Genomic DNA, 22,222 nt, shown 5'->3' on the forward strand with positions numbered 1-22,222 from the left:
TCGGTCACCTCCTGGTGACGAGGGTTCGGATGCCGTCGCCGGCGAGGTTGGAAACGAGGCTGAGGACGAGGACCGCGACGCCGGGGACCACCGGCACCCACCACGCGCTCAGGAGCAACTGGGTGTTCGCCGCTGTGTCAGCGCCGAGTTCAGGGGCGGGGGACGGCTGCCCGAGCCCGAGGAAGGACAGGCCGGCGAGCAGCAGGACGACGTTGCCGATGTCCAGGCTCGCGGTGACGACGGCGGTGGGGACGGCGCCGGGCACGACGTGCCGGAACACGAGGCGGGCGCGGCCGACGCCAGCGACCCGGGCGGCCTCGACGTGCGGGCGTGCTGCGATCGAGCGGATCTCCGAGCGGATGATCCGCGCGTAGTAGGGCCACCAGACGATCGAGATCCCGATGAGGGTGTTCGTCAACCCCGGCCCGAGCGCGGCGACGATCGCGATCGCCACCAGGGTCGACGGCAGAGCGAGGAAGAGGTCGGTCACGCGCATCAGCACGGTGTCGACCCATCCGCCGGCCATTCCGGCCGTGACCCCGACGACCCCGCCGACCAGCAGCCCGACGGCGACCACGGCCAGCGCCGAGAACCACGAGGTCCGCAGGCCGTAGAGCGTGCGGGAGAGGACGTCGCGGCCGATCGAGTCGGTCCCGAGCAGGTGTCCCGGCGTGCCGATCGGTAGCTGGACGCCGCCGACGGGCTGGATCGGGTCGGCCGGCGCGAGGACGTGCGCCAGCAGCGCGACCACGGTCAGGACGCCGAGCAGGCCGACGAGCACCCACGCGGTCCGACGTCCGGCGTGCACACCGCCGGTCAGCGCGGCCGGCGAGAACCGTCGGGTGACGGCGACGGCACTCACCGGGCCACCGCGATCTCGGGGACGGACGCCACGAGGCTGCGCGTGTACTGCTCCTGCGGGTCGCGGACCAGCGCGTCGGCGTCACCGATCTCCACGATCCGGCCACCGTGGACGACCGCGATCCGGTCGCCCATCAGCCGGGCGACCGCCAGGTCGTGGGTGACGAACAGCACGGTCATGTCGAGCTCCCGTCGCATGTCGCGGATCAGGTTGAGGGTCATCGCGGCGAGCGAGGCGTCGAGTGCGCTGGTCGGCTCGTCGCACAGCAGCACGGCCGGACGCACGATGGTCGCCCGCGCGAGCGCGACGCGCTGCCGCTGCCCGCCGGAGAGGTCGGCGGGTCGGAGCCGGGCGACCGACGCCGGCAGGCCGATGCCGTCGAGGGCGGCGGCGACCCGACGATCGGTTCCCGCCCGGTCGAGCCGCTCGGCGGCGAGCCGCTCGCGGAGGGTCTCGCCGACGCTCATCCACGGCGTGAGCGACGAGCCGGCGTCCTGGAACACCATCTGGGCGCCGCCGTCGGCGAGCCGGATCGATCCGGACCGGACTGGGACGAGCCCGGCGATGGCACGGAGCACCGTGGACTTGCCGGAACCGCTCTCGCCGACGATCGCGAGGGCCTCGCCGGCACCGACGGTGAGGTTGACCCCCTGCACGGCCTGCACGGACCGGCGGTTCCGTCCGCGTCCGGTCGAGTAGGTGCAGACGAGGTCGGTGACGACGACCGCGGGCGCGTCGGCCCGGTCGGCGGACGGCACCGCCTCGGGTCGCGCCGTGGCGGGGCCGACCAGCGCTGCTGCGTCGGCCCGCACCGTCTCGGCGTCGACCAGGCAGGCGGCGCCGTGGTCGGGTGCGGGCTGCGAGTCGGCCAGGGTCGGCATCTCGGTGGCGCAGCGGTCGAACGCCAGGGGGCAGCGGGCACGGTAGGGGCACCCGACGACGCGGTCGGCGGCGTCGAGCGTGTCCGGCGGCAGGGTGGGCAGGCGCTCGGAGCGGGTCAGCCCGAGGGACAGCCGAGACCGCATGAGGCCGGCCGTGTACGGATGGGCAGGGGCCGTCAGGACCGAGACGGCCGGACCGACCTCGGCGAGGCGGCCGGCGTACATGACGGCGATGCGGTCGGCGATCTGCGACGCCACCCCGAGGTCGTGGGTGATGAGCAGCACGCTGCACCCGTGCTCGTCGCGGAGCTCGCGGAGCAGGTCGAGCAGCTGCGCCTGCACGGTGACGTCGAGCGCCGTGGTCGGTTCGTCGGCGACCACCAGGGCCGGCCGTCCCGCCATCGCGATGGCGGCCATCACCCGCTGGCGCAGGCCACCGGAGAGCTCGTGCGGGTAGACGCTGAACCGCATGGCGGGGTCGGGGACGCCCATCGAGTCGAGCAGTGCGACCGCACCGGCCCGGTCCTGACCGGCCTCGACGATCTGCCGCCCGATCCGCATGGTGGGGTTGAGCGAGGTCATCGGGTCCTGGAACACCGCGCCGAGTGCGGTACGCCGGGTCTCGCGTCGGTCGCGTTCCGGTCCGTGCGCCATGTCGGTGCCCGCGACGACGACCTCGCCGGAGACGTCCGGACGGCCCCCCTCTGGGAGGAGTCCGAGCAGGCTCATCGCGAGCATGCTCTTCCCCGAGCCGGACTCGCCGACCAGTCCGACGATCTCGCCGGGCTCGATCTCCAGGTCGATGCCCCGGAGCACCTCGGAGCGGACGCCGTCCCGTTCCAGCGACACCCGCAGGTCCCGGATGCTGGCCACCGCGGTCATGCCGCACCGCCCTGGTCGGCGAGGTGGGCGGCGATCGACCGGGGCTGCGTGAACCAGACGCGGTCCCGCTGCCCGGTCATGTGCCGGAGCGCCCGGTCGAGGGCACGGAGGCGGAACGGTGCACCGGAGATGAAGGAGTGCACCACGACGCTCATCACGAGCGGTTGGTCCTCCGACCGTTCGAGCAGTTCGTCGAACTCGTCGACGATCATGTCGGCGAACTCGCCCGCTGAGGCACCGCGGCCGATGATCGTCGTGCTGTCGTTCACCTCAAGGGCGTACGGCAGCGCGGTGATCGCACCGGACGGGGTCTCGATCGACACCGGCCGGTCGTCGATGCGCAGGTCGAGCAGGTACCGGTACCCGGTCCGGGCCAGGTTGTCGAGGGTCGAGGTCGTCTGGGTCAGCCAGGGGCTCGACCAGCCACCAGGTGCGCTGCCCTCCTCCGCGGCGATCCGGGCGGCGACGGCGGCGAGGTAGGCCGCCTCACGGGTCGACGACATCCCGGCGAGCGAGTCGGAGTTCGAGATCCCGTGCCCGACGAACTCCGCACCCAGGCGGCGTGCGGCGGTGACGAGCTCCGGGGCACTGTCGTAGACGGCCGTGTTCAGCAGCACGGTCGGCGGGATGCCGGCGCGGTCGAGGCGCTCGAGCAGCCGGAACGCGCCGACCCGGTTGCCGTAGTCGCGCCACGACGTGTTGACGAGGTCGGGGACCGTGACGTCGGGGACGACGTCCTCGGTGCGTCCGACGCCGAACCGGTACTCCTCGAGTCCGACGGCGACGTAGACCGCCAGCCTGCGGCCGTCCGGCCACGCGGGTCCGCCCGGCGCCGTGATCGGCCGGTAGGGCCAGAGTTCGTGCCCGGGCTCCGCAGCTGCCGGGAGCGTGTCGTCGTGTGTCATCCGATCCACCTGTTCATACCGACGTCGGTCCGGGCGGAGCGGCGCACGACGGCGTCGTACGCCGGCAGCACCGCGTCGGCCGCGGCCCACGTGCGTTCGAGTGCCGGTCGGCGCGCGGCGTGCAGCTCGCGTGCCTCGGCGAGGAGTGCGGTCTCGTCGACCGAGACGACCCGGCCGCCCTCGGCGACCACGCGGCCGGCGACGAGCGTCATCCGGACGCTGCCGCCGTTCTCGCAGTACACGAGCTGGCCGCGCAGGTCGTTGAACGGCGTGAAGGCCGGGGCGTGCAGGTCGAGCAGCAGGAGGTCGGCCTGGGCGCCGACGGTCACGCGGCCGATCCGTCCGGTGCGCCGCATCGCCGCGGCCCCGCCTTCCCAGAGTGCGTCGAGGACCTCTGCCGGGGCCGGCCACGCGTCCGCGTCGTGTCCCGAGACGTTGTGCACGAGGCCGGTCTGCTTGACGACGCCCCACGTGTTCACGGAGTCGTCGCAGATGGCCTCGTCGACGCCGAGGGCGATCGTGATCCCGCGGTCGCGCATCGCCCGGAACGGCATCACACCGCTGCCGAGGCGCAGGTTGCTCACCGGGTTGTGCGCGACGACGGCCCCCGCCTCAGCGATCAGGTCGAGGTCGTCGTCGTCGACCCACACGGCGTGGATGACGTTCACGCGGTCGTTCAGCAGCCCGAGGTCGGCCGCGTACCGCACCAGGCTGCGGCCGGCGAACCGGTCCTGCCCGGAGCCGGGGACGGAGAGCGCCCGCTGCGTACGGGTCTCGAGCACGTGCGCGAAGACCGGCAGGTCGTGCGCGCGGCTCAGGTCGTCGAGCGCTCCCCAGTACTCGGGGCTGACCCGTTGCGGAGCCGAGATCGACACGGCGGCGGACAGCCGCCCGCCGGCGGCGCCGTGCCAGGTCCGGAGCAGGTGGTCGTACGCGTCGAGGAGTTCCGGAGCTGCGGCGGGGGCAGGAACACGCAGCGCCGCGGAGAACGCGTCGTCGTCGTGGCCGTCGAGGAACGGGAGCTTGTCCGCGTCGGACAGCTCCGGCTGGTCCAGGGCGACGGTCGCCCGGATCCCGCTGTCGGCGTAGGCCTGCATGACCGCGTCGATGATCGCCGGGTCGGGCGACGGCATGAGGAACGCGTCGTCCTGCACGCTCGTCGTCCCGGTCCGGAGCATCTCGAGCGCGCCGAGCATCGTGCGCAGGTACGCCTCGCGAGGTGTCGGGGCCAGCGCTGGGTCGGCGGGCGATTCGTAGAGCATGAACGTCTCGAGCGGTCGGCTGCGGAACGCACCCTTGAGGTGGTTGGCGGGCGAGTGGAAGTGCGCGTTCACCAGGCCGGGCACGACCACGTGGTGTCCGGCGCCGGCGACCACGCGGACGTCCGCGGGGGCCGCGGCGCGGGCGGTCGGTCCGATCGCCGCGATGACGTCCCCTTCGACCAGCACGTCGGTCGGCCCCGTCGTCCCTGATGGTTCCGCGGGGGCCCACACGAGCACGTCGGTCAGCAGCACGCTCATCGCCAGACCTCGCTCGTCGTGGGGGAGCCGGCGGGCACTGCCCAGGTGTTCGCCCGCGACGTGGTGAGCCCCTGGGCGAGCAGGGCCTCGACGGCGGTCGTCGCGGCGGCGACGCCGTCGACGACGGGGACCCCGAGCGCTGCGGTGAGCGATGCTACGAGCTCGGTGAGCCCCGCGCAGCCCAGCACCACGGCTTCCGCACCGTCCGCTGCCAGCGCGTCCCGCGCCTCCAGGACGAACGCGTCGAACGCCGGACCGGCGCCCGCCTCGATCTCGGCCACCGAGACGTCGACCGCGCGCACCGTGCAGCGGTGCCCGAGTCCCGTCGCGGCGACGACGCGGTCCGTCATCGCGAGGGTCCGCGGGGGCATCGTGATGACGGTGAAGCGGTGGGCGAGCAGGGACGCGGTCTGCAGCGATGCCTCGGTCATCCCGACGACGGGCCCGGTCGCGCGCTCCCGGGCGGCGGGCAGGCCGGTGTCGCCGAAGCAGGCGACGACGTAGCCGTCGACGCCGTCCCGTTCCCCCTGCTCGACCTGCGCGAGGACGCCGGCCGCGCCGAAGACCTCGTCGACGTGCGTCTCGACGGTCACCGGGGCGACGGACGAGTGCGTGGCGCTGACCGTGGTGTCCGGCCGGGCGACCGCCTGCGCCGCCGCGAGCACGGCCGCGGTCATCGGTCCGCTGGTGTTCGGGTTGAGGATGCGCACGTGGGTCACCGGGGACCACCCGCCTCGGCGAAGGACGACGTGATGCCGTGCTCGGCGAGCAGCGCCGCGACGCCGTGCCCACCGATGGCGACGCGGGCGGCCTCGGCACCGTGGCGTGCCGCTTCCTCCGGGTCCGCGCCGGCGACGTGTGCCGCGGCGAAGGCCCCGCAGAACGCGTCCCCGGCTCCGGTGGAGTCCACCGGGTCCACGGCGACGGTGGGGACGGTGACGGTCCCGCGGGACGTCGCGACGACGCATCCGCGTTCGGCCGCCTTGACGACGACCACGTCGGCTCCGGCGTCGCGGAAGCGGGCCGCGGCCACCGCCAGGTCGGACGTCCCGGCGAGCTCGACCGCTTCGACCTCGCTCGGCAGGAAGACGTCGCACGTCGACAGGAGGGCGAGGAGCGCGGCCTCGTTGCCGGCGACGTAGTCCTCCTGCAGGTCGAGGTACACGAGGGTGCGGTCGCAGTCGGTGCGGCGTCCGCCGACGGCGGGCCGCTCGCGCAGGGTGTGCTCGCGCAGCCACGGGCCGAGGGTGAGCTGCGAGCGCAGGCTCATCGCGGAGACGAGCACGCCGTCGACGTCGAGCGCCGCCGGGGCGACGTCCTCGGGGAACACCGACATCACGTCGAACGCGTCGTCCCCGGACAGAAGGTCCCAGGTCCGGGATCCGTCCGGTGCGTACGTCACGCGGTTGCGGACGGTGGGCACGTCGCGTGGGCGCGTCGCCTCGATCCGGATGCCGGTCCCGGCGACGGCCTGGAGGAGCGGTGCCGGCAGGTCCGTCCCCACCGGTGCCAGCATGCGGACGTCCGACAGCACGCGGCGGGCCGCGAGGGCGGCGAACAGGGCGTCGCCACCGAGCGCGGTCGTCGTGACGTCGTCGACCACGAGGTCGTCGATCGTCAGGTTGCCGATGCAGAGCAGCGAGGCGTCAGCCACGGGACGCTCCCGCGGCGACGGCGGCCTCGGCGACGGCGGCCTCGGCGACGCGGAACTGCTCCATCGCCAGGAGGTAGCCGGTGAGCTGCGCCGGCAGCACGGTGAGCAGCGGACTGAGCGCCTCGGAGACGGCCGGCAGGACGAGGACCTCGTCGGCGACCTCGGCGAACGCGTCGACGCCCTGGGTCGTCACGACGTGGACGCGTCCGCCGAAGCGCTTCGCCTCGCTCGCCGTGTGCACCGCTCGCGGCACGGATGGACCCTCAGGGGCGATGATCCAGATCGGTTCGCCGGCCTTGAGTGAGTTGTAGTGGTGGAACTCCTCGACCTGGATCGCCTCGGCGCGGTCCGGCGTGCACTCCTTCACCTTCGCGGCGCCGATGATCGCGGAACCCCAGCTCGGCCCGGCGCCGGAGAACAGGAACGTGCCGCTGCCGTGCTCGCGCTCCGCGATCGCGGCGAGGCGGGGCTCGGCGTCCGCGATGACCCGCGCCATCTCGTCGGGGATGCCGGCGAGCTCGTCGCGCAGCTCCTGGGCACCGCTGCGCCCGTGCAGGACGCCGATGCGCGTCGCGAGGTCGAGCAGCAGGGCGAGTGCCGTCGTCGACGACTGCGTCGGCCACCCCACCCGGGTCGCGCGGAGCAGCAGGGTGCGCTCGCTCTCCTGGTCGAGCGTCGATCCGGCGGTGTTGGTGATCGCGACGGTCAGGGCTCCGACGTGCTGGGCGACGAGTGCGGCCTCGACCGTCCGGGTGGTCTCGCCGGAGCTGGACAGGGCGATCACGACGCTGCGGCTGGTCACCAGCGGGGCGAGGTAGTAGGCGAGGTCGAGGCTCTGCACGGGCTCGCACGGCACGCCGAGCATCGACTCCAGCGTCTGCCGCGCGGCGATCGCGACCGCGAGCGAGTCGCCCGCGCCCGTGACGAACACCCGGTCCACGGACATCCTCGCGATGACCGACGCGAGCTCGGAGAGCGCAACGTCGTTGCCCTCCAGCGTCTCGCGGATCCGGTCGGGCTGCGCGATGAGCTCGGGGTGGGTCGCCTCGTCGCGTGCCCGGCGCTTCGGGTCGAGCGGATGGTCGGTCGGGAGGGCGACGATCGAGGCGTGCTCCGCAGCGGAGACGCGCTCGACGACGCGCTGCTGACGGGCGTCGAGGGGGCTGCCCTCTCCGATGAAGGGGCTTGGCGGGGTGCTGGTCATCTGCGTGCTCCGGTGGGGTCGTGGCCGGTCGGACGTGCGGGCGGGGTGCGGGTCAGGGGGTCGTGCGGTGGAGGGCCGCGCCGAACCGGGCTGCGATCTCGGGGTCGACGCGGGCGTCGGGGGCGCTCGACCGCTTGATCGCGCTGCCGAGCACCGCGCCGTCGGCTCCTGCCACGGTGGCGTCGATGGTGTCGAGTGAGACACGTCCGCCGACGACGAACGGGACGCCGGGGACGGAGTCGCGGAGCTCCGCGATGGACGTGAGCGCGTCGGTGACGCCGCTGTCCCGGGTGACCACGAGCACGTCGGCGCGGCCAAAGTCGTGCGACACCGTAGCCGCCCACGCGGGCGTCGAGGCGAGTGCCAGGCTGGTGGCCTCGTGCACGTCGGCCCAGACCTCGACGTCGCTCCCGAGCAACCGGCGCATCGCGGCGACCTCGTGCGCGCACCCCTGGATCCAGCCGGTCGGGCCGATCGAGACGCCCGTGAGCACCTTGACCCTGACGAAGCTCGCGCCGATGGCGTGGGCGATCGCGACCGCGCTCGGGCCGTCGTTGTGCCCGACGACGACGCCGACGGGCAGGTCCACGGCGGCGGTCACCGCTGCGCCGACCACGGCCAGGGCAGCCACTGTCGGCGCGTCCACCGTGACAGCCTGCGGCATGTCGCTGGCGTCCTGCACCATCACGTGGGTGAAACCCGCCTCACGAAGCGCGACCGCGTCCTCCGCAGCGCGGACGGCGATGTCGCGGACGGAGGCGCCAGCGTAGTTCACCGCACCGGGCAGTGGCGGGAGGTGGAGGACTCCGACAAGGCGGAACGTGGAGGACATGTGGCAACGGTATACATTTTTGTGTTTCGGCCGCGTCAACGGAGATTTCAGCCATGTTACGCCGCCTCGGATTACGCGAGCGATCGCATAAAAGGCCAGTTCAGACCCATTGCCCGGATCGACCGGGAGCTGGGCCTCACCTACTGCCGTAAGGTCGTGTATACAGTCATGTCGTCGGTGCATCCGAGCCCGCTGGCAAGGCTTTGCCTGTAAGTCCGTTTCGGCAGGCTCCGTCTGGCTCGCACGTGAGTGCGTAGACCCCCGCGTTGAGGAGTTGGGTGAGCACTCGCGTTCGTCATGAGTGGTGTCGGGCATCTTCTCACTTGCACGGAAACCGCCCCCTGGTGACGCGGCTCGAGGGAGGGTGCACCAAGCCGATGGACTGAAGTGGTGGACGTTGCGAAACCGACCTGCCGGGCGGCGCGGAACGCGGACTGCTGGTGCAGCTGAATCTCCTCACCCAACTGCTCGAGGAACGTTCAGTGCTGCCGGACCGCAAGCAGGTCATCCGCAGCAAGCGGCCCTCGCGACCGAGCGTCCTGCTCCATCGCTATGAGTTGCTCGAGCCAGCTCGTCCGCTCGACCACGAGAGAAACGGGCCAACAACGCTCACTGGTGCAGGAAGTCCTGCCGCTCCTGCTCGACCACCGGCGCGAGTCGCACCCGGACCACCGGGCCGGAGTCGACGCTGGTGACGCCCTCGAGTGCGACCACGAGCGCGTCGGGGCGCTGCTCCCAGGCGACCTCGCCGGCGTGGCCGAGCACGGCGACCGACCGGATGGTCCGGCCGAGCAGGCCCGAGGCCGACCCGAACGCCCGGATGCTGGCCGACCCGTCGTCCGGGTCGGCCAGCAGCGTCGCGTAGACGGCATCGCCGGTGACGTCGCGGCGGGTGGTGAACCGGACGTCCTCGGCGGTGTACTCGACGGTGTCGGCGTCCACGAACGAGCCGGCGGGTCGTGTCGTCGGCCCCTCACCCGAGATCGTCCACGGCCGGGTGCCGTAGATCGCCTCGCCGTTCACCGCGAGCCAGGAGCCGATGCCGCGCAGGATGCGGACCTCGTCCTCGGGCAGGGTGCCGTCGGCCTTCGGCCCGGTGTTGAGCAGCAGCACGCCGTTCTTCGCGACCACGTCGACGAGTTCGGCGACCAGGGCGCGCACCGTCTTGTAGTCGTGGCCCTCGATCCAGCTCCATGCGGTCTTCGCGATCGCGGTGTCGTTCTGCCAGACGGTCTCGGGTGTGCCGGCCATCGCTCCGCGCTCGATGTCGTACACGGCGCTGCCCGGCGCGAACGTCTCCCACTTGTAGTTGATGACGACCTCGCGGCCCCACTCGGCGGCGCGGTTGTAGTAGTAGGCCGCGAGGGTGCGGATGTACGGCTGGAACGCGGGCTGCTCGATCCACCAGTCGAACCAGAGCACCTGCGGGCGATACTTGTCGATGAGCTCGACGGTGCGGAGCAGCCAGTCCTCCAGGAAGCGCTCGTTTGGGGCGGTCTCCTCGCGTTGCGCCGGCCCGTAGAAGTCGGTGTACCGCGGATCGAGCACGTCCGACGGCGTCTTCGTCCCGCCGTTCATGAAGAACCAGTGCTCGGCGCGGTGCGACGAGGCGCCACGGACCATCCACGCCTCGTCTGCGGCGACGAGCAGCTCGCCGAACACGTCACGACCAGGCCCGAGCTGCGCGGCACTCCAGCGGGAGCGGTCGGTGTCGTACATCGCGAAGCCGTCGTGGTGCTCGGCGACCGGCACGACGAACTGCGCGCCGGCTTCGCGGAACACCCGCACCCACTCGGCGGCGTCGAAGTGCTCCATCGTGAACGAGGGGATGAAGTCCTTGTAGCCGAACTCGTCATGCGGCCCGTAGGTCTCGACGTGGTGCGCGAACTCCGGTGTCCCGGCGCGGTACATGTCGCGGGAGTACCACTCGTTCCGGAACGCCGGGACCGAGAAGACGCCCCAGTGGATGAAGATCCCGAACTTGGCGTCCTGGTACCAGAGCGGCGCACGGTACTGCTGCAGTGACGCCCAGGTCGCGTCGTACGGACCTGATCGCACGACGGCGTCGACCGCGGCGAGGGCTGCTGTGTTGTCCGACACGTCGACCGGTTCGGGCAGCGTGGTCGGGTCCAGCGGGGCGAGCGGTCCGTGCACGACGTGCTCCGATCGGTTGCGGCGGCTCCGGACGGCGGTGTGGGGAGCGAGAGACATCCTATGTCTGCGCTCCCCACGCTGTCACGGGTCGTCCAGGAGTGGTCTCCCACCCGCCGTCGCACCCGTCAGTTGTCGTGCTGCTCGCTGACCTCCCACAGCCGGCGCGCGTCGTCGGCGTCGAGCATCGCCGAGTTGGCGTCCGACGGGATGCGGTCCGCGGTGAGGGGCATGACCCGGTCGTCGAGGACGGCGACGTCGCTGTCCTTCAGGTAGGCCCCGCCGACGCCGTCGAGCAGCGGGCTCGCGGCACCGAACACGAGCGTCGCGGCGCCCTGCTCGACGGTCTTCTTGCCCACCTCGGGGTCGATGACCGTCACCCCCTGGTCGTCGACCAGCCCCTGCTCGCGGTACGACGCCAGGGCGCTCGGGTCGTGCGGGCCGGGTCCGACGATGACGCCGGGGTGCGCGGCGAAGGCGCGGACGCCCTGGCCGGCGTACCGGCGGTCGAGCTCGACCGTGAACAGGACGTTCGCCCGCTTCGACTGGCCGTACGCGGTGACCGGGTCGTACCCCTGGGCGAACGTCAGGTCGTCCCACTGGATCTGCCCGAAGCGGGCCGCTCCGGACGTGACGTTGAGGACCCGCGCACCACGGGCCTCCAGCAGGGAAGGGAGGAGCGCCCGCGTGAGCCGGAAGTGCCCGAGGTGGGACGTCGAGAACGACAGTTCGTTACCGTGGGCGTCGAGCCGACGGTCCGGGGTGAAGAGCATCGCGGCGTTGTTCACCAGGGCGTGGAGCGGTCGGCCGGAGGCCGTCCACCGCGCGGCGAAGTCGTCGATCGACGCCGGGTCGGTGAGGTCGAGGGGCTCGACGTGGACACCGGGGATGCCCGCGACGGCGGCGGACGCGCGGGAGGTGTCGCGGGAGGCGACGGTGACGTCGGCGCCGGCCGCGGCGAGGGCGCGGCTGGTCTCGCGGCCGAGGCGGCTGTGTCCGGCGGTCACGATGACGTTCCGGCCGGTCAGGTCGACGCCGGCGAGGACGTCGGTGGCGGTGGACGACGCTGTGAAGGGGGTGGGGAGCGGGTGCTGGTCGGTGATCACGAGTGGTTCTCCTTCGAGTCGATGTGGCCGACGGCGTCGGCGGGCGCAGCGGACAGTGCGAGTCCGTCGGCCGTCGCGGACCACGCGTCGGCGTCGAGCCCGAGCGCCGTCCGGAGGAACGCCGTGGTGGTGCGGCGGACCAGGTCCACGCGCTCGGGGCTCTCGTCGGTCGTGGCGGTGGATGCGTAGTCCTGGATCCCGCCGAGCAGGTGCTCGCCGCCGTGGACGGTCACCAGGTGCTGGGCGCCGGGACTGTGGTGGTAGACGTCGGTGAACCAGTCCGGCCCGCGGGTCGAGAGCTGGGACTGGTCGTGGTCTCCGGCGACGACGAGCGACGGGGTGTGCAGTTGGCTGAAGTCCGGGCTCATGAAGGCGAAGTGCTCCTGCGCGAAGGGCGTCAGGTCGGCTCCACCGATCCCGGTGGTGGAGAGCAGGACCCCGGCGCGCACGCGGTGGTCGGTCCGGTCCTCGCCCGGCTGTCCGTCCGGCCCGATCACCCGGGCGCCGAGGAGCATCCCGACGGACTGGCCGCCCCACGAGTGCCCGGCGACCGCGAGGTTCGCCTGGTCGACACGTCCGGCGAGGCCGGGGACGGCTGCGATGAGGCTGTCGAGGTCGTCGATGACCCGCTCGAGGTCGTCGACCCGGGTCTGCCAGATCGTCGGGTAGCGCGGGTCGTCGAGCGTCAGGCCGTACTGCGTCGAGTCGAGGAACGTCGGCTGGATGACGACGAACCCGTTGACCGTCCAGTGGTCGACGAGCGGGTCGCCGCCGGTCATCGACTGTCCGAAGCCGTGGGCGAAGACGATCACGGGCAGCTCCGTGCCCGTGCTCGGGGCGGTGATCCGGACCTCGAGGTCGTGGCCGCGTGATGGCGCGGGCAGGGTCACGGGGCGCACGCTGATCACCTGTGGGTGTGCTGCTGTTGCTGACATCGGGAGTCCTTCCGAAAAGCGGACGTCACTCGAAACGGAGCGACGTTCCGGAACGATACGGAACAGCGCTCCGGATTGCAAGCGAAACGGATCGGCGTTCCGTTCCGTGTGCACGCCGTGCGATGATCGGGGGATGAGCACGCCGTCGAACGACACCGCGCCGCCCCGGCGTCGCCGCGACGTCGAACGGAACGAACGGACGATCCTGGACGCCGCCGCCGGTGTCTTCGCCGCGTCAGGCGTCGGCGCGCCGGTGCGCGAGGTCGCCGCCGCCGCGGGCGTGGGCGTGGGCACGCTCTACCGGCACTTCCCGACACGCTCGGACCTGGTGGTCGCCGTCTACCGGCACCAGATCGAGGCCCTGGCAGAGGCCGGCCCCGCGCTGCTCGACTCAGCGCCGACCGCGTTCGACGCGATCCTGCGCTGGGTGCACCAGTTCGTCGACTTCCTCGGTACGAAGCACGGCTTGGCCAGGGTGTGGGAAGGGGACGCCGACGGCTTCACCGCGCTGCACACGCTGTTCGTCGACGAGCTCGTCCCCGTGCTGGGCCGGATGCTCGACGACGCACGCGCATCGGGCGAGGTCGTCGCGTCGGTGTCGCCGTACCAGCTGCTCCGCGCCGTCGGCGACCTGGTCGCGTGGAGCCCCCAGGACCCGGACTACGACGTGCGGACGATCGTGACGCTGCTGGTCACCGGGCTGCGGCAGGCACAGCCGACCGGCGAAACGCAGCCAGCCGGCGGCGAAGCGCAGCCACCGGCCGCTCCCACGCCATAGCGCACCGGAGACCGACGGAGAGCCCTGCCGGTCAGGCCGTGTGGAGCATCGCCACGCTCCGGTCCCACAGTTCTCGGGCCAGGTCGGCGTCCTCGGCCTGCGGATTCGGCGCCGCCACCTTGCGCTTCGCGTAGTACTCGCCGGTCGGGTAGTCACGACCGGGGGTGTTGTCCGCCAGGTACACCAGGGTGTCGGCGCCCTTCTCCGGGGTCGTCAGGAACACGTGGCGCAAGGGCGTGTGGTAGATGAGGTACATCGGCGAGGTCTTGTCGTTCGAGAACGCGGTGCTGATCGTGCCGGGGTGGAACGCCGTCGACGTCACACCTCGGTCGCGGTACCGACGGTCGAGCTCCTTGGTGAACAGGATCTGCTCGAGCTTCGAATCACCGTAGGCCTTGGTGGCCCGGAAGTGCCGCTCGGCGTCGAGGTCGTCGATGTCGACCCGGCCGAAGAGCTTGTTCGCGACGCTCGAGGTGTTGATGACCGTTCCACCGGAAGCGATGAGCCGGTCCATCAGGAGCTCCGTGAGCAGGAACGGCGCCAGGTAGTTGACCTGGAACGTCAGCTCGTGGCCGTCGACGGTGACCTGGCGGCCCGCGCTGAAGATGCCGCCGGCGTTGTTGGCCAGCACGTCGATCCTGGGGCAGCGCTCGAGCAGGTCGGCGGCGAGCTCCCGGACGGCGGAGAGGTCCGAGAAGTCGGCCACGAAGTGGTCGACGCCGAGGTCACGGGCGACCCGCTCGGTCTTGGCGGGGTTCCGACCGACCACGACGACCTCGTTGCCGCGGCGGACGAGCTCCCGCGCGGCGGCGACGCCGATGCCGTCGCTCGCGCCGGTGATGACGATGGTCTTCGCGGCCATGGGTGCTCCTCGGGTCGGGGCGAGCGTGCGCTCGTCTCCGTCCGTCCTACAGGGTCGGCCCTGGACGGACCAGGTGACGGACGGGAGGCACGTGGCGGGCCCGCCCCGGGCCTCCCGTGCGCCACGGTGTCAGTGCGCAGGCCGCGCCCGGTCGGCCGTCTGCACGACGACGCCGAGGGTGGGGACACCGAGCGCACACGAGAGGATGGGCGTGTGACCACCGCGACCAGCATCCTCGACGCGATCGTCCGGCACGTCGACGAGACCGGCTTCGGCGCCCACGGCCTGCACGTCCGGACTGCGAACGACGACGTCGCCGAGCACCGCTGGACGCCCGACGTGCGCGAGGAGATCCACTCCGCGGCCAAGGGCGTGTGCGTGCTTGCCACCGGGATCGCCGCCGACGACGGCCTGGTCGACGTCGACGAGCCCATCGCCGACGCCCTGCCCGCGTTCGAGTTCGGAGTCGGCGTCGAGCAGGTCACCCTCCGACACCTGCTCACCATGACGAGCGGGATCGACATGCCCTGGTCGGCGACCGAGCTGACGGACTGGCCGGACCTGGCCGCCGAGTTCCTGCGGCGCCCCTCGCGGGGTCGCGTGTTCCAGTACGCGAACGTCAGCACCTACACCGCCATGCGCGTGCTCGAGACCCGTGTCGGCGACGTCGGCACGTTCGTGTCCCGACGCCTGTTCGACCCGCTCGGCATCGACGACGTCGAGTGGTCACGCTGCGCGAACGGGTACGTCGCCGCCGGTGAGGGCCTGGCGCTCCGCACCGAGGAACTCGCGCGCCTCGGCCGGCTCATCCGTGACGGCGGCGTGGTCGACGGACGGCGCATCGTCAGCGCCCGCTGGTGCGACGCGATGCACGCCGACTGGGTCGAACGCGAGGGGACCGGGCCGGGGTACCACCGCTACGCGATGGCCGGGTGGGGTGGCCCGGGGCAGCTGTGGCGGCTGCACGGGGCGTACGGGCAGATGCTGCTGTTCGACGACCATCCCGGCGGCGACACCGTGGTCACGATCACCGCCGACGACCACTTCGGGGCCGACGCGGTGGCCGCGTTCGTCGCCGAGGAGCTCGCCCGCCAGCGGTAGGATCGATCAGTGCAGGAACAGGTGCCCGTCGCGATCATCATCGCGGCCATGAGCGAAGAGGTCTCCGCCTTCGCCGACCTGTTCGGCGGGGTCCCGATCCTCGACGGGCCCGTCGGCGGCCACGACCCGCACCAGCTGCTCGACATCGGCGGCGCCACCGTGGCCGTCCGCCGCAGCGGCATCGGCTTCACGAACGCGACCGCCGCGGTCGCACACGGCTTCCACGACTTCGGACCCGGCATCCCCGTGATCAGCGTCGGGACCGCTGGCGGCCTCATGCACGGCATCGCGATCGGGGACGTGATCGTCGGCGACCGGTACGTCAACCTCAACGCGGACGCCACGGCGTTCGGCTACGCCCTGGGCCAGGTGCCCGGCATGCCGACCGGGTACGCCCCGGACGCCCGACTGGTGGACCTGGCGATGGCCGCCGACATCGCCTGGCCGCTGCGCTCGGCGACGATCGGCTCGAGCGAGGTGTTCGTCACCGAGGGACGCGCCCGGACGCTCCGCGGGGCCTTCCCCGACGTGGCCGCGGTCGACATGGAGTCCGCCGCCATCGCGCAGTTTGCGCACGTGCACGACATGCCGTTCGTGTCGGTCCGGTGCATCAGCGACCTGTGCGCGCCCGACGGTGCGGAGTTCCGCGAGCACCTGGACGGCGCCGCGGCGCGCGCCGCCCGTGTGGTCCACGACCTGGTGCGCGGCCTGCGTCCCTGACCCGACCGGTCGTCGGACGGGAGGCGCGGTGCGGGCCCGCCACGTGCCTCCCGTCCGCTCCGTGCGCACGTCGAGAGCCGCGGTGCTGGCCGCGAAAGCGACAAACCTCCGGCGCGGGGCACCGTCCGGTCCGGAATCGCGACAGATCTCCGCGAACTGTTCGCGGCACGCTGTCGCTTTCGCGGATGCGGGATCTGACCCGGTGCGCACGTCGAGAGCCGCGGTGCGCACGCATGTGCGCCAGCTGCGAGCGCATCCCGCGCACGGTGCGATGATGAGCGGCGGCCGTCGCCCGGACGGCCGGAGACGGAAGTGCCGAGCGTGACCGAGACCCGCTCCGAGACCCCGACGGAACCGTCGAAGCCGACGGACCACACCACCCCCACGACCGACACCACCGACGACGGTGGCCACGGCCCGCGCAAGGGCGCCGCCGTCCTCGCGCTCGCCGCACTCGGGGTGGTGTTCGGCGACATCGGCACGAGTCCGCTCTACGCCCTGCGCACCGTGTTCACGATCGACGACGGCCTGGTCAAGGCCAACCAGGAAGACGTCTACGGCGTCATCTCGATGATGTTCTGGAGCATCACGATCATCGTCTCGATCAAGTACGTCCTGATCCTGATGCGCGCCGACAACGACGGCGAGGGCGGGGTGATGGCACTCGCCGCCCTGGCCCGCCGGCTCTACGCCAAGCGTCGCGGGGGTGCGGTGATCTTCCTGGTGATCGGCATCGTCGGCGTCTCGCTCTTCTACGGCGACTCCGTGATCACCCCAGCCGTGTCGGTGCTATCCGCGGTCGAAGGGCTGGGCACCGCCGCACCGTCGGTCGGGCACCTGATCGTGCCGATCGCCGCCGTCATCCTGGTCGTGCTGTTCGCGGTGCAGCGCTTCGGCACCGGCAAGGTCGGCAACCTGTTCGGGCCGGTGATGCTGCTCTGGTTCGTGGTGATCGCCGCCGCCGGCGTCCCGCACATCCTGCAGCACGCCGGTGTCCTGCAGGGGCTCTCGCCGACCTGGGCGATCTCGTTCACCTTCGCGCACCCGTACATCACGTTCGTGGCGATGGGCGCGGTGGTGCTCGTCATCACCGGTGCCGAGGCGCTCTACGCCGACATGGGGCACTTCGGCCGCTCGCCGATCCTGCGGGCGTGGTTCTTCGTGGTGTTCCCGGCGCTCGTCCTGAACTACCTCGGGCAGGCGTCGCTCGTGCTGCGCGACCCGTCGGCGGCGAAGGACCCGTTCTTCCTGCTGTTCCCGGACGCGCTGCGACTGCCCGTGGTGGTGCTGGCGACGCTCGCGACCGTGATCGCCAGCCAGGCCGTCATCTCCGGGGCGTTCTCGCTCACCCGCCAGGCCGTCCAGCTCGGACTGCTGCCGCCGCTGACGATCCGGCAGACCTCGCGGCGGGAGAGCGGCCAGATCTACCTGCCCGCGGTGAACCTGCTGCTGTTCATCGGCGTGCTCGCGATCATGCTCGCGTTCCGGTCGTCGGCGAACCTCGCCACGGCGTACGGGGTGTCCGTCACCGGTGCTCTCGTCGTCGACACGCTCCTGCTCCTGCTCGTCGTCCGCCCGCTGTGGAAGTGGACGACGTGGAAGCTCGTGGTCGCGGCGGTGGCGTTCGGCGGACTCGAGCTGACCTTCCTCGCCGGCAACCTGTCGAAGATCATCCACGGCGGCTGGGTGCCGCTCCTCATCGCCCTGGCCGTGATCACGGTGATGACGACGTGGCGCCGTGGCCGCGCTCTGGTGCAGGAGGAACGGAAGGAGCGCGAAGGGTCGCTCGCCGACTTCATCGACCGCATCAACCACGAGCACATCCCGCGGGTGCCCGGGGTGGCGGTGTTCCCGCACCCGAACAAGGAGACCACCCCGCTGGCGCTCCGGGCCAACGTCGAGCACAACCACGTCGTGCACCGGACCGTCCTGATCGTCTCGGTGCTCACCGCCAACGTGCCGCACGTCCCGCACGCGAAGGCGTTCCACCGCGACGACCTCGGCTACGCGGACGACGGCATCGACCACATCACGGTGAAGTTCGGGTTCTCGGACGACCAGGACCTGCCGAAGGCCCTGCACGCCGCCTGCCTGGCCGAGGTGCTCGACATCGACCCGGAGGAAGTGCTCCGGGCGTCGTACTTCATCTCCCGTGGCGCACTCCGCCCGGTGCCCGGCAACCGGGGCATGGTCGCCTGGCGGAAGAAGCTCTTCGTCGGTCTCGCCCACAACGCGGCCGACCCGGCAGCGCGCTTCGGGCTGCCGGCACAGCGCACCGTGACGATGGGCAGCGACGTCGAGATCTGACCGCGTCGTGCACCGGCGTTCTGCACCTGCATCCGCATCCGCATCCGCATCCGCAGAGCGCAGGCCCCCGTTCGGGGGTGCTGGTCTTGTGCACCCGTTCAGGGTTACGCTCATCGGAACCACACCACAGCTGCAGGCAGCATCACCAACTGCCGGACCAGCACCAGGATCAGGAGCGAAGCCACATGAGGCTTGGAGTACTCGAGCGCGCCCAGAAAGACCCAGGGGCGTCCACTTCCACCCGATGGTCAGGCCGGAGCAAGGGCGTCGCGATCGTCACCGCGGCCCTGCTCGGCGCCGGCGGCAGCATCCTCGCCGCCGCCCCAGCGACGGCAGCGCCCGTCGCGTCGACCGGGCAGGGGCGCTTCCTCAGCGGCTCCGCGCTCGGCTTGGACCTCGACGACATCCTCGCGGTCACCCCGGCTGATGCCGTCAACACCGGCGGAGCCACGGACACCGATGTCCACCCGCTCGACGTCACCGCGCTCAACGCGGTCAACGTCGACCTGGGCGGGGGCCTCAACCTGCTCGGCGACAACGGCATCCTCACCCTCGGTGCCGTCAACCAGTACGCCGCCGCCAATGCCGACGGCAGCTCCGTGGCCGCCTCCGGCGCGGTGACGAACACCGGCGGGATCGGCGTGGGCGGCCAGGACGGCGTCCCGCAGTCCAACGCCACGCTCGACCTGTCGGGCCTCATCGGCACCGACCTGGCGGGCGCACTCGCGAACGCCCAGCTCGAGGTCGGTGCCGTCTCGGCCACCGCTGCCCAGGCAGCCGGCCCGGACGGTGCACAGACGGGCGACTACGGCATCGCCGGACTCGACCTGTCGCTGACGAGCCCCGCGCTCGGCGCAACGGTGACCGACCTCCGCACCACGCTCGGCACGCTCCAGCCGACGGTCGACAACCTCGAAGACCTGCTCGCGGTGCTCGGTCCGGTCGTCGAGGTCGACGGCATCCCGAACCTGGACACGGTGCTCGACTCGGCCACCGGTGACGTCACCAGCGCCGACGGCTCGATCACGGCGAACCTGCAGACCGGAGCGATCACGGTCGACGTCGCCGCGGTGCTGACGAACGCCGGACTGGACATCAACAACCTGCCGGCGAACACCGAGCTGCTGCCGTACATCACGGACGCGCTCACGACGCAGCTCCTGCCGGCGGTCACGACCGCGCTGCAGGGCGTCGTCACGCAGCTCACCACCTCGCTGCAGGGCCTCTCGGTCACCGTGCTCGGCGTCCCCGTGCCGGCCGGCCAGGTCCTGCCCATCGTGAACCCGGTGCTGGCGCAGGTCGTCGCCCCGATCAACCAGGTCGTCGCCGGCCTGGGCGAGACGGTCGTCACACCGCTTGCCAACGCCCTGACGACCGTCGTGTCACTGCGGGCCAACGTGCAGGAGACCAGCGCCGACGGCGTCTTCACGCAGCGTGCACTGCGCGTCGCACTCCTGCCGGCTGCCGGCACCGCCGTCGTCAACCTCGCCTCGGCGGCGGTCGGTCCGAACGCCGGTCCGCTCGCGGTCCCGACCATCACGGCGCTCGACCCGGACAACGGCCCGGTGGCCGGTGGCACGGTCGTCACCGTGACGGGTACGGGCTTCACGGACGACGCCACGGTGTCGGTCGACGGTTCCGACCCGATCGAGGCGGACTCCGTCTCGGACGACGGCACCGAGCTGACGTTCACGACGCCGGCACACGCCGTCGGCACGGTCGACGTCACGGTCACCACGCCTGCTGGCACGTCCGACCCGCTCGACTTCACGTACACCGACGACGCGGTCGCGGTCCCGACGATCACCACGCTCGACCCCGACAACGGCCCGGTGGCCGGCGGCACGGTCGTCACCGTGACGGGTACGGGCTTCACGGACGACGCCACGGTGTCGGTCGACGGTTCCGACCCGATCGCGGCGGACTCCGTCTCGGACGACGGCACCGAGCTGACGTTCACGACGCCGGCGCACGCCGTCGGCACGGTCGACGTCACGGTCACGACGCCTGCCGGCACCTCCGACCCGCTCGACTTCACGTACACCGCGGCACCCGCAGCCGTGCCGACGATCACGACGCTGGACCCCGACAACGGACCGGTCGGTGGCGGCACGCTCGTCACCGTCACGGGCACCGGGTTCACCGACGACGCGACCGTCTCGGTCGACGGGTCCGACCCGATCGACCCGGAGTCGATCTCCGACGACGGCACCGAGCTCACGTTCACGACGCCGGCACACGTCGCCGGTCCCGTCGACGTGACGGTCACCACCGACGCGGGGACCTCGGACCCGCTGACGTACACCTACAACCCGGCACCCGCCGGGGCCCCGACGCTGACGGCGCTGGACCCCGACAACGGTCCGGTCACCGGTGGCACGGTCGTCACGGTCTCCGGCACCGGCTTCACCGACGACTCGACGGTCTCGGTCGACGGGTCCGACCCGATCACGCCCGACAGCGTCTCGGACGACGGCACCGAGCTGACGTTCACGACGCCGGCGCACACCGCCGGTACGGTCCCCGTGACCGTCACCAACGGGGCCGGCACCTCGGCGCCGCTGCCGTACACCTACGACCCGGCCCCGGCCGCGGTCCCGACGCTCTCGGCGCTGGATCCGGACAACGGTCCGGCTGCGGGTGGCACGGTCGTGACCGTCACGGGCACGGGCTTCACCGACGACTCGACGGTCTCGGTGGACGGGTCCGACCCGATCACGCCGGACAGCGTGTCGGCGGACGGCACGACGCTCACCTTCACGACGCCGGCGCACGCTGCCGGTGACGTCGAGGTCACGGTGACGACCGCGGGTGGCACGTCCGACCCGCTGGTCTACACCTACAACCCCGCGTCGACCACGACGACCCCGCCGCCTGCGATCACCTCGCCGGAGGACGGTGGCACCGTCACCACGCCCAACCCGCCGATCACCGGCACCGGCCAGCCGGGCGCGACCGTCACGGTCACCGTCGGCACGGTCGTCGTCTGCACCGCGGTCGTCGCGGCCGACGGCACCTGGAAGTGCACCCCGATCGTCGGCTTCGGCCCGGGAACGGTGACGATCACCGCCACCCAGACCGGCGCTGACGGCACCTCGGCGGCGTCCGACCCGGTGACGTTCACCGTCCGCCTGACGACCGCCGGCAACGGTGGCGCCGGCGGCACCGGCCCGAACGGGACGCTCGCCTACACGGGCAGCGACCCGGCTCCGGTGATCGCCTTCGCGATCCTGCTGATGCTCGCGGGTGCCGGGCTCACCATCGCCCGCCGCTTCCGTCGGGCCTAGTCCGCACCACCAGCAGCGCCCGTCGGGATCCGTCCCGGCGGGCGCTGCTGCGTGCGGGGGTGACCTTGTGGTGCGGGTTTTGTCGCGAGGTCCGCACGGTGCGGGGGTGGCCGGGTGGTGCGGGTTTGGTCGCGGGGTCCGCACGGTGCGGGGTTCGTCGGGTGGTGCGGGGGTGGCCGCGTGGTGGGTGTCTGCTGCGCTGCACGGTGCGCGGAACCGGGCACGGGATCGCGTG

Annotated in this window: 17 protein-coding genes; 5 read left to right on the forward strand and 12 right to left on the reverse strand. The window is 72.0% G+C overall.

Annotated elements, in window-relative coordinates:
- Positions 1 to 4: 4 nt before the first annotated feature.
- The 11 genes from ACXKZB_RS04410 to ACXKZB_RS04460 all read right to left on the reverse strand — a co-directional run bounded on the left by ACXKZB_RS04410 (position 5) and on the right by ACXKZB_RS04460 (position 12,887).
- Positions 5 to 862 (reverse strand): ABC transporter permease, encoded by an 858-nt coding sequence (locus ACXKZB_RS04410; protein ID WP_488824823.1) that lies wholly within the window; start codon positions 860 to 862, stop codon positions 5 to 7.
- The gene (locus ACXKZB_RS04415; protein ID WP_488824824.1) at positions 859 to 2,625 is read right to left on the reverse strand and encodes an oligopeptide/dipeptide ABC transporter ATP-binding protein; all 1,767 of its coding nucleotides are present in this window, start codon (positions 2,623 to 2,625) and stop codon (positions 859 to 861) included. Before ACXKZB_RS04415 ends, ACXKZB_RS04410 begins: the two co-directional genes overlap by 4 nt.
- A complete protein-coding gene (locus ACXKZB_RS04420) occupies positions 2,622 to 3,530 on the reverse strand; it encodes a polysaccharide deacetylase family protein (RefSeq protein WP_488824825.1) in 909 nt (302 codons plus the stop codon). Before ACXKZB_RS04420 ends, ACXKZB_RS04415 begins: the two co-directional genes overlap by 4 nt.
- A complete protein-coding gene (locus tag ACXKZB_RS04425; RefSeq protein WP_488824826.1) occupies positions 3,527 to 5,050 on the reverse strand; it encodes an amidohydrolase family protein in 1,524 nt (507 codons plus the stop codon). The genes ACXKZB_RS04420 and ACXKZB_RS04425 overlap by 4 nt, the downstream gene beginning before the upstream one ends.
- Entirely contained in the window at positions 5,047 to 5,769 is a 723-nt protein-coding gene (locus ACXKZB_RS04430; RefSeq protein WP_488824827.1) for an aspartate/glutamate racemase family protein, read from the reverse strand. The genes ACXKZB_RS04425 and ACXKZB_RS04430 overlap by 4 nt, the downstream gene beginning before the upstream one ends.
- On the reverse strand, positions 5,766 to 6,704 hold the full coding sequence (locus ACXKZB_RS04435) for a carbohydrate kinase family protein (RefSeq protein WP_488824828.1): 939 nt from the start codon (positions 6,702 to 6,704) through the stop codon (positions 5,766 to 5,768). Before ACXKZB_RS04435 ends, ACXKZB_RS04430 begins: the two co-directional genes overlap by 4 nt.
- Positions 6,697 to 7,908 (reverse strand): SIS domain-containing protein, encoded by a 1,212-nt coding sequence (locus ACXKZB_RS04440; protein WP_488824829.1) that lies wholly within the window; start codon positions 7,906 to 7,908, stop codon positions 6,697 to 6,699. Before ACXKZB_RS04440 ends, ACXKZB_RS04435 begins: the two co-directional genes overlap by 8 nt.
- A gap of 52 nt (positions 7,909 to 7,960) precedes the next feature.
- Positions 7,961 to 8,740, reverse strand: a complete 780-nt coding sequence (locus tag ACXKZB_RS04445; RefSeq protein ID WP_488824830.1) for a BtpA/SgcQ family protein — start codon at positions 8,738 to 8,740, stop codon at positions 7,961 to 7,963.
- Positions 8,741 to 9,349: 609 nt separating this feature from the next.
- Positions 9,350 to 10,894 carry an alpha-L-fucosidase gene (locus ACXKZB_RS04450; RefSeq protein ID WP_488824831.1) on the reverse strand — a complete coding sequence of 515 codons (1,545 nt, stop codon included), beginning with the start codon at positions 10,892 to 10,894 and terminating at the stop codon, positions 9,350 to 9,352.
- 125 nt (positions 10,895 to 11,019) lie between these two features.
- Entirely contained in the window at positions 11,020 to 11,997 is a 978-nt protein-coding gene (locus ACXKZB_RS04455) for an SDR family NAD(P)-dependent oxidoreductase (protein WP_488824832.1), read from the reverse strand.
- Positions 11,994 to 12,887: an alpha/beta hydrolase family protein gene (locus ACXKZB_RS04460; protein WP_488824833.1), complete on the reverse strand. Its 894-nt coding sequence runs from the start codon at positions 12,885 to 12,887 to the stop codon at positions 11,994 to 11,996. Before ACXKZB_RS04460 ends, ACXKZB_RS04455 begins: the two co-directional genes overlap by 4 nt.
- A 178-nt stretch (positions 12,888 to 13,065) precedes the next feature.
- On the opposite strand from ACXKZB_RS04460, the gene ACXKZB_RS04465 reads away from it, so the two are divergent.
- The gene (locus tag ACXKZB_RS04465) at positions 13,066 to 13,710 is read left to right on the forward strand and encodes a TetR/AcrR family transcriptional regulator (RefSeq protein WP_488824834.1); all 645 of its coding nucleotides are present in this window, start codon (positions 13,066 to 13,068) and stop codon (positions 13,708 to 13,710) included.
- 31 nt (positions 13,711 to 13,741) lie between these two features.
- On the opposite strand, the gene ACXKZB_RS04470 is transcribed toward ACXKZB_RS04465, so the two are convergent.
- Positions 13,742 to 14,572 (reverse strand): SDR family NAD(P)-dependent oxidoreductase, encoded by an 831-nt coding sequence (locus tag ACXKZB_RS04470; RefSeq protein WP_488824835.1) that lies wholly within the window; start codon positions 14,570 to 14,572, stop codon positions 13,742 to 13,744.
- Positions 14,573 to 14,785: 213 nt separating this feature from the next.
- Between ACXKZB_RS04470 and ACXKZB_RS04475 the strand changes: the two genes are divergently transcribed.
- The 4 genes from ACXKZB_RS04475 (at position 14,786) to ACXKZB_RS04490 (ending at position 21,987) form a co-directional block, all read left to right on the forward strand.
- A complete protein-coding gene (locus tag ACXKZB_RS04475; protein WP_488824836.1) occupies positions 14,786 to 15,673 on the forward strand; it encodes a serine hydrolase domain-containing protein in 888 nt (295 codons plus the stop codon).
- 9 nt (positions 15,674 to 15,682) lie between these two features.
- Complete coding sequence (gene mtnN, locus ACXKZB_RS04480; protein ID WP_488824837.1) at positions 15,683 to 16,393, forward strand: 5'-methylthioadenosine/S-adenosylhomocysteine nucleosidase; 711 nt, start codon at positions 15,683 to 15,685, stop codon at positions 16,391 to 16,393.
- A 321-nt stretch (positions 16,394 to 16,714) separates the two neighbouring features.
- Positions 16,715 to 18,700 carry a potassium transporter Kup gene (locus ACXKZB_RS04485; protein WP_488824838.1) on the forward strand — a complete coding sequence of 662 codons (1,986 nt, stop codon included), beginning with the start codon at positions 16,715 to 16,717 and terminating at the stop codon, positions 18,698 to 18,700.
- Between the two features lie 185 nt (positions 18,701 to 18,885).
- Positions 18,886 to 21,987 carry a choice-of-anchor G family protein gene (locus ACXKZB_RS04490; RefSeq protein ID WP_488824839.1) on the forward strand — a complete coding sequence of 1,034 codons (3,102 nt, stop codon included), beginning with the start codon at positions 18,886 to 18,888 and terminating at the stop codon, positions 21,985 to 21,987.
- Positions 21,988 to 22,222 lie beyond the last annotated feature (235 nt).

The organism is Curtobacterium sp. ABR8 (assembly GCF_057812125.1).